We start from the raw sequence: 15,325 nt of genomic DNA, 5'->3' as shown, positions 1-15,325 counted from the left end.
GGACACCGACGGTCACGCGCGGGCTTGAGCCGCATGTCCATCGATCTTCACAAGGGTCGTTCGAAGATGCATTGCCGGGTCAAGCCCGGCAATGACGATCGGCAAGCACCCAGCTCAGATCTTCTGATTGTATTCGCCGACCTCGGGATGCGTGCGCAGCACGGCATCCATCGCCTCGAACATGTCGCGCATGCGCCGCTCGCTGACCGGGCTTTCCACCACGACCACGAGCTCCGGCTTGTTCGAGGACGCGCGGACCAGGCCCCAGCTGCCGTCCTCGACCGTGACGCGCACGCCGTTGACGGTGACGAGGTCGCGGATGTTCTGGCCCGCGACCTTCCCGCCCTGCTGCTGCAACGCCTCGAAGTGCTTCACGACGGCGTCGACGACGCCGTACTTCGCCTCGTCGGCGCAATGCGGCGACATGGTCGGCGACGACCAGGTCTTCGGCAACGCGTCCTTCAGGTCGGCCATCGACCTGCCGGGGGCGCGATCGAGCATTTCGCAGACCGCGATCGCCGACACCAGGCCGTCGTCATAACCGCGGCCGAACGGCTTGTTGAAGAAGAAGTGGCCCGACTTCTCGAAGCCGGCGAGCGCGCCCAGCTCATTGGTGCGCCGCTTCATGTAGGAATGCCCGGTCTTCCAGTAGACCGTCTTTGCACCCTGCTTCTGCAACACCGGATCGGTCACGAACAGCCCGGTCGACTTCACGTCGACGACGAACTGCGCGTTGGCATTGATCGCCGACATGTCGCGCGCCAGCATGACGCCGACTTTGTCGGCAAAAATCTCCTCGCCGGTGTTGTCGACCACGCCGCAGCGGTCGCCGTCGCCGTCGAAGCCGAGGCCGACATCGGCCTTGTGCGCCAGCACCGCATCGCGGATCGCGTGCAGCATCTCCATGTCTTCCGGATTCGGATTGTATTTCGGGAAGGTGTGATCGAGCTCGGCGTCGAGCGGGATCACCTCGCAGCCGATCGCCTCCAGCACCTGCGGCGCGAACGCGCCCGCGGTGCCGTTGCCGCAGGCCGCGACGACCTTCAGCCTGCGCTTCAGCTTCGGCCGGCTGGTGAGGTCGGCGACGTAGCGCGCCGGATAATTCTCGTGGAATTGATAGGAGCCGCCGGCGTTGTTCTTGAACTCGGCGTTGAGCACGATCTCTTTGAGCCGCGACATCTCGTCGGGGCCGAAGGTGAGCGGGCGGTTGGCGCCCATCTTGACGCCGGTCCAGCCATTGTCGTTATGCGAGGCGGTGACCATGGCGACGCAGGGCACGTCGAGATCGAACTGCGCGAAGTAGGCCATCGGCGTCACCGCGAGCCCGATGTCATGCACCTTGCAGCCCGCCGCCATCAGGCCCGAGATCAGCGCGTATTTGATCGAAGCGGAATAGCCGCGGAAATCGTGACCGGTGACGATCTCCTGGCGGACGCCGAGCTCCGCAATCAGCGCGCCGAGCCCCATGCCCAGCGCCTGCACGCCCATCAGGTTGATTTCCTTGTTGAACAGCCAGCGCGCGTCGTACTCGCGAAACCCGGTCGGCTTCACCATCGGCTCGGATTCGAAGGCATAGGTGTTCGGGACCAGCGCGGATTTCGGCTTCGGAAACATGGATCGGCCTTATGGTCGTATGCAGAAAGACATCGTCGCAGCCTTTAGCGAATGCGCGGGCCGGGCGAAAGCAGAGACTGGGGCTGGTGACCGACAATTACGGCAGAAATCGCGGCAACGAGGCTACCGCCTTTATCCCGAAAATGGCTGGATTTATTGCTCCAGCAACAATTTGCCGTTGGCGTATTCGAAGCGCTTCAGCTTGGACAGGAAGGACAGGCCGAGCAGGTTTTCCGACAGGGCCTCGTCCGGCAGCACCAGCGCATCGACGTCGCGCACGGTGAGGCCGCCGATCTCGATCATCGCGAGGCGGGCGCGCGCCGCCTTGATGGTGCCGTTGGCGGTGGTGACGCGCGAGGTGTAGTCGCCCGGCACCGGGCGCAGGCCGAAGCGCGCGGCGGAGGTCTCGTTCAGGGCCACGACGGAGGCGCCGGTGTCGACCATGAAGTTGATGCGCTGGCCGTCGATGCGGCCGTCGGTCGCGAAATGACCGCGCGGATCGGGCGCGATGCTGAGCGTGCGGGCGGCATTGGCCTGCGCCACCGTGACGGCGGGGGCAGCGGTCTGCCTTGTGGTGGTCGCGGCGGCGGGCGCCATCTTGCTGGCCATCTGGGCCATGAAGGTGCCCAGCCCGATCAGGATGGCCGCGAAAATCATCAGGTTACGCATGACACCATACTCGGAAAACCGAACACGCAATTTCACCACGCCGCCCGCCCCGCCGCGAGCGAGGGCGGCGGCACGAGCCTGCCATTTTGGCGAAAAGGATGAGCGAAGCGTTAATGCGAGCCCAGAGAAGCGGCCGAATGACATCGGCCGCCTGCCCGGGCAGCCATTCGCCGTCTTTCAGACCGTCCTTCAGGCCGTCCTAGCGACCGGGCTCGGCATCGCAACGCGCAGTGCGTAATAGACCGCGCCCGCGATCCCGACGCCGAAGAACCAGCCATAGACCGCCCACCAGGCCGGCAGGATCGAAGTGAAGTTCGGCAGCACCGACGAGAACAGGGCGCCGATCGCGGCCGCGATCAGCGCGCTGACGTTCCAGCCGTTCTGGAAGCGATATTCGCCGTCCTCCTGGTACAGCGCCGGCACGTTCACGCGGCCTTTGGCGATCAAATAATAATCGACCATCATGATCCCGAAGATCGGCCCCATGGTCGCGCCGATCAGTCCGACGAACGAGGCGGCGCTGCCCTCCCAGGGCGAGAACGGATACAGCGCGAGCGCGATCAGCGCCGCGATGTAGCCGCCCTTCTTGAAGTCGATATGGCGCGGAAACACGTTGGAGAAATCGAACGCCGGCGAGACGAAATTGGCGACCACGTTGATGCCGAGCGTCGCCACCGCGAAGGTGACCGCCGCGAGCAGCGCCAGGAACCAAGAGTCGAACTTCGCCGAGATCTGGTCGGGATGCAGCAGCACCTCGTGATAGACGTTGAAGGCTGCGATCGTGGTGACGCCGGCGACCAGCGAGAACAGGATCAGATTGACCGGCAGGCCCCAGATATTGCCCTTGCGCAGCGCTTTCACGTCGGGCGCGTAGCGCGAGAAGTCGCAGAAGTTGAGATAGAGCGCGGCAAAATAGGTGATCCAGGTGGCGGCGACGGCGCAGAGCGCCGGGAAAGAGCCCGGCACGCCGGGCACGCCGGCTTCCTTGGTCTTCTCCAGCAGCACATCCTGCGGGATCGGCGCGGTGAGCGAGATGCCGCCGGCCGCGATGCAGAGATAGATCGCAAGGATCAGCATCATCAGCCATACCGCAGGACCCGCCCAGTCCTGGAAGCGCCGCACCGTTTCCATGCCGCGCTGGATGATCAGCAGTTGCAGCGCCCAGATCACGACGAAGCAGATCACCTCGAGCGTGGAATGGCCGAGCATATGGCTGGACTGGTGGAACGCCTTGAAGCTGTCGATGCGCGTCAGCAGCGCGACGATCGCACCCGAGGCCGCCGCGGTCTGCGCGCCGTACCAGAAGCAGGCCACGACGGCGCGGACCAGCGCCGGAATGTTGGCGCCCCAGACCCCGAACGAGGCGCGCGCCAGCACCGGATAGGGCACGCCGGTCTTCACGCCGGCATTGCCGATCAGGCTCATCAGCACGAAGATCACCAGCGAGCCGACGCCGATTGCGAGGATGAAGTTGACGAAGCTGCCGCAGAGCAGGAACAGGCTGGCGGCGAGATAATAGCCCCAGAGGCTGTGGACGTCGGAGGTCCAGACGTTGAAGATGCTGAACGCGCCCCAGTTGCGTTCCCTGGCCGGCGCCAGGTCTTCGTTGTACAGCGACGGCGATGCGTTCTTGATCTCCAGATTCTTGATCTCCAAGGCGGCCTCCCCAAGCTGCGAGCCCGTGATCCCATCCCAGCGTGCAAATCTAACCACCGTTTGCCGGCGCTCGCCAGCGCGAGAAGCACATTCGGTTCGTCATGCCCGGCCTTGTGCCGGGCATCCACGTCCATGCATCCCTCGAGCAGGGGAAGACGTGGATGGCCGGGACGAGCCCGGCCATGACGGACTCGTGTCAATTCTCGAGATGCCGTTTGCTCTAGGGCTTTCAGGTCCCGCGCGGTTTCACCCGCCGTGTCGGCATCGCGCTGGCGGGATCTTCCGGCCAGGGATGGCGCGGATAGCGGCCGCGCAGGTCGGAACGCACCGCGGCGTAACTGCCGCGCCAGAAACCGGGCAGATCGCGCGTCACCTGCACCGGCCGCTGCGCCGGCGACAGCAGTTCCAGAACCAGCGGCACCGCGCCCTTGGCGATCGAGGGATGGGTGTTGAGCCCGAACAGCTCCTGCAGCCGCACCGCAATGGTGGGGCCCTGCTCGGCCTCGTAATCGATCGCGAGCTGCGTTCCGGTCGGCGCCTCGAAATGCGTCGGCGCCTCGCGATCGAGCCGCGCGCGTAATTCCCACGGCAGCAGCGCCATCAGCGCGTCCGACAGATCGCCGGCGGACAGGTCCTTCAGCGCGATCTTGTCGTAGAGTGCCGGCACCAGCCAGTCGTCCGCCCGCGCGGCGAGCGCTGCGTCCGACAGATCGGGCCAGCTCTCGTCCTCGGCCTTGCGCAGGAACATGACGCGGTCGCGCCATTGCTTGGAGTGCTTCGACCACGGCAACCGGTCGAGCCCGGCAGCGATCAGGCCGTCGGCGAAGATGCGCGCGGTCTCGGCCGAGGGCGACAGCGGCATCGGTGCCTCCGACAGCGTGATCGCGTGCAGCGAGCGCCTGCGGCGGGCGCGCAGCGCCATCGCGCCGCGGTCGAACGTCACCTCTTCCATGGTCTCGATCTGGTCGGCGAAGCGCTGCTCGATCTCCTCCGGGGTGATCGGCGCCGCCAGCAGGATGCGTCCGCTCGCGGCCGTGCCGGTCAGTTCGGCAACCGCGATATAGGGCAGCCGAGCCAGCGTCGCGGTCTGCTCGACGGCGGCGCCGCGGCCATTGGCCAGCACGAAGCTGCCATTGCCGCGGTTCCTGGCGACGCGATCCGGAAATGCGAAGGCCAGCATGACGCCGGTGGAGAGACCCTTCGCTTCGCCGGCCGACGACTTCACCTGCGCGGCCCAGCGCGCCGCCATGCTGCGGGCGCTCGATGCGCGCTGCGAACGGTCGCGGCGGAACTGGTCCAGCCTGACGTCGAGATCGACATTGTCGCCGCCGAGCCCGCGCTCGGTCAGAACCGCGGCGATCTCGGCCGCCTCCCCGCCCATACCGAAGCGGGCGGAATCCACGATCATGCGCGCCAGCCGCGGCGGCAGCGCCAGCGCGCGCAGGCTCTGTCCTTCCTCTGTAATGCGGCCATCGCCGTCGAGCGCCCCGAGCTCTGACAGCAGCGATCTGGCTTCCTTCAGCGCCGGCCCCGGCGGCGGATCGAGGAAGGCAAGGCCTGCGGGATCGCTGACGCCCCATTGCGCGAGATCGAGCACCAGCGAGGACAGATCGGCGGAGAGGATTTCGGGCGCGGTGTAGGCCGGCAGCGACGCCGTCTGCGGCTCATCCCAGAGCCGGTAGCAGACGCCGGGCTCGATACGGCCGGCACGGCCGCGCCGCTGATCGACCGCGGCGCGCGAGGCCCGCACGGTCTCGAGCCGCGTCAATGCAATGTCCGGCTCGTAGCGCGGCACCCGCGCGAGGCCGGAGTCCACCACAATGCGGACGCCCTCGATGGTCAGCGAGGTTTCGGCGATCGAGGTCGCCAGCACCACCTTGCGCCTACCCTTCGGCGCCGGCGCGATGGCGCGATCCTGCACGGCGGCATCGAGCGCGCCGAACAGCGGCACGATCTCGACCGCGGCGTCGTGTACGCGCTCGGCCAAAAAAGCCTGGGTGCGGCGGATCTCGGCGGCGCCCGGCAGGAAGGCGAGCACCGAGCCGGCATCGGCGCGCAGCGCGGACGCGATCGTCTCGGCCATCTGCCGCTCCAGCGGCGCGTCGACCTTGCGGCCGACGTAACGGGTCTCGACCGGAAAGGCGCGCCCCTCGCTTTCGACCACCGGCGCGTCGCCGAGCAGTTTTCCGACGCGTGCGCCGTCGAGCGTCGCCGACATCACGAGGATCCGCAGGTCCTCGCGCAGGCCGGTCTGCGCGTCGCGCGCCAGCGCCAGCCCGAGATCGGCATCGAGCGAGCGCTCGTGGAATTCGTCGAACAGCACCGCGGCGACGCCGTTCAGCTCGGGATCGTCGAGGATCTGGCGCGAGAAGATGCCTTCGGTGACGACCTCGATCCGCGTCGCGCGCGACACCTTCGAGCCGAAGCGCACGCGATAGCCGACGGTCTCGCCGGCACGCTCGCCGAGCGTCTTCGCCATCCGCTCGGCGCTGGCGCGCGCGGCGATGCGGCGCGGCTCCAGCACGATGATCTTCTTAGCCTTGGCCCAGGGTGCATCGAGCAACGCCAGCGGCACACGCGTGGTCTTGCCGGCGCCCGGCGGCACCACCAGCACTGCGGCGTTGTGCCCCTCGAGCGTGCGGTCGAGCTTCTCGAGCACGGCGTCGATCGGCAGCGGACTATCGAATTGGCGAGGCAAGGACTCTCATCACCGCAGCGGCACTCGGGCCGGTGCGTCCCATGGTTAACAAACGGTCTCTTCTCTTGGATTTCCCGGCCTCTTAGACCATTCGCCGGCTACGGGAAACCCGCTGAAAGGCCCAGGTTCGCCGGCACATCATTTGTATGAATAAAGGAGAAAGCAACCGATCGGGCCGATGATAGGCACGATCACGCCGGAACAGGACAAAGATGACCACAAACGGCACAGCCGCTGCGACAGATCGTTCCGCCGCGCGCGCGAGCGGACGCGTCGATTGGGTCGACTATGCCAAGGGCATCTGCATCATCATGGTCGTGATGATGCATTCGGTGCTGGGGGTCGAGAAGGCCACCGAGCAGACCGGCTTCATGCATTATGTCGTGATGTTCGCGAAGCCGTTCCGGATGCCGGATTTCTTCCTGATCTCAGGCCTGTTCCTGTCGGTCGTGATCGATCGCGACTGGCGCACCTATCTCGACCGCAAGGTGATGCATTTCGCCTATTTCTACGTGCTCTGGGTGACGATCCAGTTCGGCTTCAAGGCGCCGTCGCTGGCCGCCGAGACCGGCTGGGCCCAGGTTGGGCTGCAATACCTCGAGTCCTTCATCGAGCCGTTCGGCACGCTGTGGTTCATCTATCTGCTGCCGATCTTCTTCGTCGTCACCAAGCTCGCGCGCAATGTCCACCCGCTCGTGATCTGGCTGATCGCGGCAGCGCTGGAGACCGCGCACGTCGCGACCGGCTGGACCGTGATCGACGAATTCTGCTCCCGCTTCGTCTACTTCTACACCGGCTACGTTCTCGCCGATTACGTGTTCGCGCTGTCGGACCGCGCGCGGGCGCGGCCTGCGCTGGCCCTGTTCGGACTTGGGCTCTGGACGCTGATCAATGGCGGCCTGGTTGCGCTCGAGGTGAGCGAATGGCCGGTCGTCTCGCTTGCACTCGGCTTTGCCGGCGCCTGCGCGATCATCGTGACCGGTACGCTGCTGGCTCGCGCGCACTGGCTTGGCTTCCTGCGCTTCTGCGGCGAGCATTCGATCGTGATCTATCTCGCCTTCTTCCTGCCGATGGCGGCGACGCGCATCCTTCTGCTGCGCTTCGGCATCATCCACGACATCGGCCTGATCTCGCTGATCGTGACCGCGGTCGGCGTCGCCGGTTCGCTCGTGATCTGGCGGCTGGCGCTGGCGGCGCGGGCCGATTTCCTGTTCGAGCGGCCCGATGCGTTCTGGATTGCCCCGAAAAAGGCGACGCCCTCCCTGCAGGCGGCCGAATAAGCCCCGACAGTGCCAGAAGTCATGACCGCCGGATTCGTTCCGACGGCGGGAATCCGGCCGTTCGAATTTTCCACACATTGAAATTATTGGCCTTTTGGTCCCGAATGTTTCGTCGTCCGGCCGGCGACGAAACAATTCTCCCGTTCACGAAACCATTTTCCGCTTTTCGCGCAGACATCCGGAAACGGGTCGTAACTAACAATTCTCCCAACGAACCGCCGCCCAACGGCGAACTGGGAGCCTGTCATGCCGAACGTCATCGCCATCAACGCTGCAGCCACGAAGCACATCGACGCTGCTCGCGCGACCTCGGATGAAACGCTGCTCGCGCGTATCGCCAAGAATGACCGCACCTCGATGCACACGCTCTATGCCCGTCATAACGTCCGGGTCTACCGCTTCGTGCTCCGCATGGTGCGCGACACCACCATGGCCGAGGATCTGGTCAGCCAGGTGTTCCTGGACGTCTGGCGCACCGCGGCCCAGTTCGAGGGCCGTTCGCAGGTCTCGACTTGGCTGCTCTCGATCGCCCGCTTCAAGGCGCTGACCGCGCTGCGCCAGCGCAAGCATGAGGACATCGACCAGGACGACGTGCTGGAGATCGCCGACGGCGCCGACACGCCGGAAACCTCGCTCGATCGCGCCACCACCAGCGAGATCCTGCGCGCCTGCGTGGCCAAGCTGTCGCCAGCCCACCGCGAGATCATCAATCTAGTCTACTACCATGAGAAGTCGGTCGAGGAGGCCGGCGAGATCATCGGTATCCCACAGAGCACGGTGAAGACCCGCATGTTCTATGCCCGCAAGCAGCTCGCCGACCTCCTGCGGGGCGCAGGCGTGGACAGCGTCGCCGCATAAAGGATAGCAAATTCAACAGCTTGATTGGAGACGGCGCGATTCAGGCAATTGTCCACGAAGCCGAAAAATCCAGGCGACGAAACAATTGAAACAATCGACGACATCACCCGGAAAAACACGACCTCTATACCCATATCCAACGACGCAATCCCAACCCCATTTCACTGAACCGGTTTCGATACTTCTTCGTTCTAACCTCCCAAGTAGCCTCCAACGACCCGGCCGGGATGCCCCCCAGCCGGGTCGCTCTGTTTTTGGCGCGGCACCGTGATGCCGAGCGCGCCTCGTCTCACACAGACGTGACGCGGCTCGCGACCGGTCCGCCGTAACGGCCAAACCGTCCTCGCGAAGAACATCAGGCGTACCCGGCACGGCCCTCTGGCGCGCCGGGACTTCTGATGGACGGACGACGATGCTCAGCCTTGCCCTTGCCCTGCTCGCCGGCGTCGCCACCGTCGCCGCCCCTTGCACCCTGCCGATGCTGCCGATCCTGCTTGGGGTATCGATAGGCCAGACCGGCAAGGCGCGGCCCGCGATGATCGCGCTCGGCTTCGTGATGTCATTCTCTGCGGTGGCGCTGCTGCTGAGCGCGATCACGCGCGCCTTCGATTTCGATCCGAACGTGCTGCGGACCGGCGCGGCCGTGCTGCTCGCGGGCTTCGGCCTCTTGATGATCTGGCCGGCGCCGTTCGAGTGGCTGGCGATACGGCTCACGGGTGCGGCCGGCGGCCTCGGTCAGGCGGCGCCGTCGCAGAGCCTTTTCGGCGGCTTCGTGCTCGGCTCTACGCTCGGCCTGGTGTGGACGCCGTGCGCCGGCCCCGTGCTCGGCTCGATCCTGACCATCGTCGCGACCTCGAAGGACACGGCGTGGGCGAGCCTTCAGCTCGTCACCTACGCGATCGGCGCCGCGATCCCGATGCTTGCGATTGCCTATGGCGGACAGGCCGTCACCACGCGCGTGCGCGGCATGGCGCGGATCGCGCCGCGCCTGCAGCAGGGCTTCGGCGTCGTGATCGTCGCATTCGCCGCGCTGTCCTACCTGCAATACGACACGCTGATCGTGGCGTGGCTGACCCAGTTCTATCCCAACGGCCAGATCGGCCTGTAAGCTCAAAGGAGATATCGATGTCCCTGCGCTTGATTGCCGTATCCGCTCTGGTGGCGGGCCTTGGCCTCGGCGGCGCCGTCATTCCCGGCCTCTGCACCGAGTGGGACGCGCCGGCCCAGCCGGTGCCGCGGGCGATCGCCATGACCGCCGAACAGAGCCAGACCGCGCCCGAATTCGTCGGCATCAGCAACTGGTTCAATTCGCAGCCGCTCAGGCTCGCCGACCTGCGCGGCAAGGTCGTGCTGGTGGATTTCTGGACCTATGGCTGCGTCAACTGCGTCAACACGCTGCCGCACGTCACCCAGCTTTATTCAAAGTACCGGGAGCGCGGCCTCGTCGTGATCGGGGTCCACACGCCGGAATTCCCGTTCGAGCATTCGGCCTCCAACGTGCAGGCGGCGCTGAAGCGGCACGGCATCCTCTATCCGGTGGCGCAGGACAACAATTCGCAGACCTGGAACGCCTACCGCAACCAGTATTGGCCGGCGCAATACGTCATCGACCAGAACGGCAAGATCGTGTTCCAGCACGCCGGCGAGGGACAATACGACGAGATCGACCGCACCGTCGCGCGGCTGCTCAATGCCAACAGCTAAAGCCTGATGAGATCAGGTTGAGCTGGAACGGCGTCGAAAGCTCACCTCTCCGCAACGGGGAGAGGTGAGCCGAGACCGCGCCAAGCCGATCCAGCCAAAACTCAATCCGCCTCAGTCGGACAATCCGCCCTCTTTGTCGTCACAGCCGACGTGGTAAGGTCCACGCCAACTGTGACGACGGATGGTGCCTGATGTTCGAAGGCTGGGATGCGGTCGTACTCGCCCGCGCGCAATTCGCTTTCACGATGTCGTTCCACATCGTGTTTCCCGCGTTCTCGATCGGGCTTGCGAGCTATCTCGCGGTGCTGGAAGCGCTGTGGCTTGCCACCAGGCGCGAGGTCTACATCAACCTGTTCAATTACTGGCTGAAGATCTTCGCGGTCGCGTTCGGCATGGGCGTGGTCTCGGGCATCGTGATGTCCTACCAGTTCGGCACCAACTGGTCGTCCTTTGCCGACAAGACCGGACCGGTGATCGGCCCGATGATGGCCTATGAGGTCCTGACCGCATTCTTCCTCGAAGCCGGCTTCCTTGGCGTGATGCTGTTCGGGCTCGAACGCGTCGGCCCCAGGCTGCACTTCGTGGCGACGCTGATGGTCGCGATCGGCACGCTGATCTCGGCGTTCTGGATTCTGTCGGCCAATTCCTGGATGCAGACACCGACCGGCCACGCCGTCAATGCCGACGGCCAGTTCGTCGCCGCCGACTGGCTCAAGGTGATCTTCAATCCGTCGTTCCCCTACCGCCTCGTGCACATGGTGCTGGCGGCGTACCTCACCACCTCGCTCGTGGTCGGCGCGGTCGGTGCCTGGCATCTGCTCCGCGACCAGCATCTGGCGGGAGCGCGCGTGATGTTCTCGATGGCGATGTGGATGGCGACGCTGGTGGCGCCGATCCAGATCCTCGCCGGCGACCAGCACGGCCTCAACACGCTCGAGCACCAGCCCGCCAAGGTGATGGCGATGGAAGGCCATTACCAGAGCCACAAGGACGGCGCGCCGCTGATCCTGTTCGGCTGGCCCGACCAGCGTGAGGCGAAGGTGAAGTATGCGATCGAGGTGCCGAAACTGTCGTCGCTGATCCTGAAGCATTCGCTCGACGCGCCGCTGGCCGGCCTCGACACCGTGCCGCGCGAGAACTGGCCGCCGGTGCCGATCACCTTCTGGTCGTTCCGCATCATGGTCGGCCTCGGCTTCCTGATCATGGGGCTCGGCCTGTTCAGCGTCTTGATGCGCTGGCGGGGGATGATGTACCAGTCGCCGCTGCTGCATCGCTTCGCCGTCCTGATGGGTCCCGCCGGCTTCATCGCGGTGCTGGCCGGCTGGATCACCACCGAGACCGGGCGGCAACCGTTCACCGTCTATGGCCTGCTGCGCACGGCGGACTCAGTATCGCCGCTGGCAGCGCCGGCGGTCGGCTCGTCGCTGATCGCCTTCATCATCGTCTATTTCGCCGTGTTCACCGCGGGCGTGATCTACATCCTGCGGCTGATGGCGCAGCCGCCGCATCCCGGCGAGCAAGGCCCGACGAAGGATCTTCCCGCCCGCGCGGCCGGCATCACGCCGGCGGCAGGTGCAGCCGTGGAGGGCGCGCGATGATCGATCTCGCCATCATCTGGGCCTTCATCATCGCCTTTGCCGTGTTCGTCTATGTCGTGATGGACGGCTTCGATCTCGGCCTCGGCATCCTGTTCCCGCTGTTTCCGCAAAAGACCGACCGCGACGTCATCATGAATACGGTGGCGCCGGTGTGGGACGGCAACGAGACCTGGCTGGTGCTCGGCGGCGGCGGCTTGATGGCGGCGTTTCCCCTGGCCTATGCCGTGCTGATGCCGGCGCTCTACACGCCGATGATCGCGATGCTGCTCGGCCTCGTGTTCCGCGGCGTCGCCTTCGAATTCCGCTGGCGGACCCAGAAGGCGCGCAACAAATGGGATCTCGCTTTCGCCGGCGGCTCGCTGCTCGCGACGCTGTCGCAGGGGATCGCGCTCGGCGCCATCCTGCAGGGCATCCATGTCGAGGGACGCCAGTACGCCGGCGGCTGGTGGGATTGGCTGACGCCGTTCAGCGTCCTGACCGGCGTCGCGCTGGTGATCGGCTACGCGCTGCTCGGAGCGACCTGGCTGGTGATGAAGACCGAGGGCGAGCTGCGCGACCGCGCCTACCACCTGAGCTGGATGCTGTTGGTCGCGATGCTCTGCGCGATCGGCGCCGTCAGCATCGCGACGCCGTTCCTCAGCGTGCAGTATACCCAGCGCTGGTTCGCCTGGCCCAACATCATCCTCACCGCGCCGGTGCCGATCGCGGTCGCCGCCGTCACCGCGCTGCTGCTGCGCGCGCTCAGCGACAAGAACGACCACCAGCCGTTCTTCCTGGTGCTGGCGCTGTTCGCGCTGTCCTATGCCGGGCTTGGCATCAGCATGTATCCGTACATCGTGCCGCAGAGCATCACGATCTGGCAGGCGGCGGCGCCTGCCAACAGCCAGATCTTCATGCTGGTCGGCGTCTCGATCCTGGTGCCGCTGATCCTCGGCTACACCGCCTGGGCCTATTGGGTGTTCCGCGGCAAGGTGCGTCCCGGCCACGGATACCACTGATGCCGCCAGAGAGTTCTCCAGCGAAGTGGATTAAGAAAACGCGTCAAAAAGAGAATCGAGAGCCCCGTTCCGATTCCATCGGAACGGGAATGGCTCTCGCGCCGAATCAGCGGCCGCTCGGCCAGCGCCTGCTGTGGTTCGCGGCACTCTGGCTCGGCGGCGTCGGTACCGTGGCGCTGATCTCGTTCGCCTTGCGACTCTGGATCGCGCCGAAATGAGGCGGCCGGCCCATCGGTCGACTATTCGTCGCGATAAAAAACAGAACCATTACAGTGATCTAGATCAAGGCTCGCCCTAAACTTGCCATCAAGCTGTCACTGAGATTTGATGTTCGCGCGATTTGGGTGGAGCAACCATTTGGCCGCGTGCCAACAAGGAGAGCTTTCAATGACGAAGTTTCGTCACCTGGTCTGGATGTTGATCGCGACGGGGGCGCTCGTGCTGTCGACGTCGCAGGGTTTTGCCCAGAACCGCCCGGACGCCGACGAGCCCGGTCTTGTTGCTGACGACAGCTACGAGCTCGACCCGGAATGGCAGAAGCAGGTCGTGTATTACCGGACCAACGAGGCGCCGGGCACCATCATCGTCGCGACGGCCGAGCGCCACCTTTATTTGGTGCAGGGCAATGGCCGTGCGCTCCGCTACGGTATCGGCGTCGGCCGCGAAGGCTTTCAATGGCAGGGCCTGGTGAGCATTACCCGCAAGGCCGAGTGGCCGGACTGGGTGCCGCCGCCGGAAATGATCGCGCGCCAGCCCTATCTGCCGCGCTTCATGGCGGGCGGCCCGGGCAATCCGCTCGGCGCGCGCGCGATGTATCTCGGCACCACGGTCTACCGCATCCACGGCACCAACCGGCCCGACACCATCGGCACCGCCGTGTCCTCCGGCTGCTTCCGCCTGGTCAACAACGACGTCGCCGATCTCTACAATCGCGTTCCCGTCGGCACCAAGGTGATCATCCGGCAGAAGCCCGAACTGTAGCCTTCAGCCTGCTTCGATATCCGTCCCGCTTTTCCCCCGATCCTTCGCGAGAGAGAACCCATGCGTACATTTCGAGGCGGCCTGACGATCGGGCTCGCGATCGCCGCGCTGGTTGCGGCCGCCGCCATCACCTATGAGCGTTACGACACCCGCACGCTGAAGCGCACCGTCCGTCGCGGCGACGTGCTGTGCGGCGTCAACAAGGGCCTGCCGGGCTTCTCGATCCCGGACGACAAGGGCAACTGGACCGGCTTCGACGTCGACTTCTGCCGCGCGGTCGCGTCGGCGATCTTCGACGATCCGTCGAAGGCGAAGTTCGTGCCGCTCGACGCCAGCGAGCGGTTCAAGGAGCTGCAGAACCGCAAGGTCGACATCCTCTCGCGCAACTCCACCTGGAGCATGTCGCGCGAGACCAATTACGACCTCTATTTCCCCGCGGTCGCCTATTATGACGGCCAGGGCTTCATGCTGCCGCGCTCGCGCAACATCGATTCCGCGCTCGACCTGAACGGCAGCAAGGTCTGCGTGCAGGCCAACACCACGACGCAGCTCAATCTCGCCGACTATTTCCGTGCCAACAACATGAAGTACACGGAGATGAAGTTCGACAAGCTGGACGACGTCGTGAAGGCCTACAACTCCGGCCAGTGCGATACGCTGACATCGGACGCCTCGCAGCTCTATGCGCTGCGGCTCAACCTCGCCAAGCCGAGCGACCACACGATCCTCGCCGACATCATCTCCAAGGAGCCGCTGGCGCCGGTGGTGCGTTTGCGCGACGACGACTGGATGATGATCGTGAAGTGGACGCTGTACGCCATGATCAACGCCGAAGAACTCGGCATCACCTCGAAGAACATCGACGAGGCGCTGAAGTCGAAGAAGCCGGAGGTGATGCGGTTGGTCGGCACCGAGGGCGCCTATGGCGAGGATCTCGGCCTGACCAAGGACTGGGCGGTGCGCATTATCCGCCATGTCGGCAATTACGGCGAAGTCTACGACCGCAACGTCGGCGCCGACTCCAAGCTGAAGATCCCGCGCGGCATGAACCAGCTCTGGAACGCCGGCGGCGTCCAGTACGCGCCGCCGATCCGCTGATCCACAGCGCGGCTTAGCCTAGACCACCGCTGTCGCCGCACTCTCAATTGTCATCCCCCGCGAAAGCGGGTGATCCAGTACGCCGCGGCTTCTCGGCTCAAGGCACAGGCATCTCTGGGATACTGGATCGCCAGATCGAGCCGGGGGATGACAGGGTGCGCGACGACGACG

13 protein-coding genes are annotated in these 15,325 nt (G+C 65.3%); 9 read left to right on the top strand and 4 right to left on the bottom strand.

Annotation, left to right across the window (positions count from 1 at the left end; all coding sequences use genetic code 11):
• Nucleotides 1–114 precede the first annotated feature (114 nt).
• The 4 genes from E2I15_RS34475 to hrpB all read right to left on the bottom strand — a co-directional run bounded on the left by E2I15_RS34475 (nucleotide 115) and on the right by hrpB (nucleotide 6,637).
• A complete protein-coding gene (locus tag E2I15_RS34475) occupies nucleotides 115–1,614 on the bottom strand; it encodes a phosphomannomutase/phosphoglucomutase (protein WP_137481377.1) in 1,500 nt (499 codons plus the stop codon).
• 153 nt (nucleotides 1,615–1,767) lie between these two features.
• A complete protein-coding gene (locus E2I15_RS34470; RefSeq protein ID WP_137481379.1) occupies nucleotides 1,768–2,283 on the bottom strand; it encodes a TIGR02281 family clan AA aspartic protease in 516 nt (171 codons plus the stop codon).
• Nucleotides 2,284–2,472: 189 nt separating this feature from the next.
• A complete protein-coding gene (locus E2I15_RS34465) occupies nucleotides 2,473–3,924 on the bottom strand; it encodes an NCS1 family nucleobase:cation symporter-1 (RefSeq protein ID WP_137481472.1) in 1,452 nt (483 codons plus the stop codon).
• 244 nt (nucleotides 3,925–4,168) lie between these two features.
• Nucleotides 4,169–6,637 carry an ATP-dependent helicase HrpB gene (hrpB, locus tag E2I15_RS34460; RefSeq protein ID WP_155262734.1) on the bottom strand — a complete coding sequence of 823 codons (2,469 nt, stop codon included), beginning with the start codon at nucleotides 6,635–6,637 and terminating at the stop codon, nucleotides 4,169–4,171.
• 212 nt (nucleotides 6,638–6,849) lie between these two features.
• Between hrpB and E2I15_RS34455 the strand changes: the two genes are divergently transcribed.
• The 9 genes from E2I15_RS34455 to E2I15_RS34415 all read left to right on the top strand — a co-directional run bounded on the left by E2I15_RS34455 (nucleotide 6,850) and on the right by E2I15_RS34415 (nucleotide 15,154).
• Entirely contained in the window at nucleotides 6,850–7,917 is a 1,068-nt protein-coding gene (locus tag E2I15_RS34455; RefSeq protein WP_137481381.1) for an acyltransferase family protein, read from the top strand.
• 246 nt (nucleotides 7,918–8,163) lie between these two features.
• The gene (locus E2I15_RS34450) at nucleotides 8,164–8,775 is read left to right on the top strand and encodes a sigma-70 family RNA polymerase sigma factor (RefSeq protein WP_016848063.1); all 612 of its coding nucleotides are present in this window, start codon (nucleotides 8,164–8,166) and stop codon (nucleotides 8,773–8,775) included.
• A 412-nt stretch (nucleotides 8,776–9,187) separates the two neighbouring features.
• Complete coding sequence (locus E2I15_RS34445; protein ID WP_137481383.1) at nucleotides 9,188–9,883, top strand: cytochrome c biogenesis CcdA family protein; 696 nt, start codon at nucleotides 9,188–9,190, stop codon at nucleotides 9,881–9,883.
• Between the two features lie 17 nt (nucleotides 9,884–9,900).
• Nucleotides 9,901–10,479: a thioredoxin family protein gene (locus tag E2I15_RS34440; protein ID WP_137481385.1), complete on the top strand. Its 579-nt coding sequence runs from the start codon at nucleotides 9,901–9,903 to the stop codon at nucleotides 10,477–10,479.
• 191 nt (nucleotides 10,480–10,670) lie between these two features.
• On the top strand, nucleotides 10,671–12,077 hold the full coding sequence (locus E2I15_RS34435) for a cytochrome ubiquinol oxidase subunit I (RefSeq protein WP_137481387.1): 1,407 nt from the start codon (nucleotides 10,671–10,673) through the stop codon (nucleotides 12,075–12,077).
• The gene (cydB, locus tag E2I15_RS34430; RefSeq protein ID WP_137481389.1) at nucleotides 12,074–13,075 is read left to right on the top strand and encodes a cytochrome d ubiquinol oxidase subunit II; all 1,002 of its coding nucleotides are present in this window, start codon (nucleotides 12,074–12,076) and stop codon (nucleotides 13,073–13,075) included. Before E2I15_RS34435 ends, cydB begins: the two co-directional genes overlap by 4 nt.
• 89 nt (nucleotides 13,076–13,164) lie before the next feature.
• A complete protein-coding gene (locus E2I15_RS34425; protein ID WP_016848058.1) occupies nucleotides 13,165–13,293 on the top strand; it encodes a hypothetical protein in 129 nt (42 codons plus the stop codon).
• A gap of 169 nt (nucleotides 13,294–13,462) precedes the next feature.
• Entirely contained in the window at nucleotides 13,463–14,056 is a 594-nt protein-coding gene (locus tag E2I15_RS34420) for a L,D-transpeptidase (RefSeq protein WP_137481391.1), read from the top strand.
• 60 nt (nucleotides 14,057–14,116) lie between these two features.
• Nucleotides 14,117–15,154 carry an amino acid ABC transporter substrate-binding protein gene (locus E2I15_RS34415; protein ID WP_137481393.1) on the top strand — a complete coding sequence of 346 codons (1,038 nt, stop codon included), beginning with the start codon at nucleotides 14,117–14,119 and terminating at the stop codon, nucleotides 15,152–15,154.
• Nucleotides 15,155–15,325 lie beyond the last annotated feature (171 nt).

The sequence above is a fragment of the Bradyrhizobium sp. BR2003 genome, assembly GCF_009720285.1.
In the GTDB taxonomy this organism is placed as follows: domain Bacteria; phylum Pseudomonadota; class Alphaproteobacteria; order Rhizobiales; family Xanthobacteraceae; genus Bradyrhizobium; species Bradyrhizobium elkanii.
This window is presented reverse-complemented; position numbering and strand designations above follow the sequence as displayed.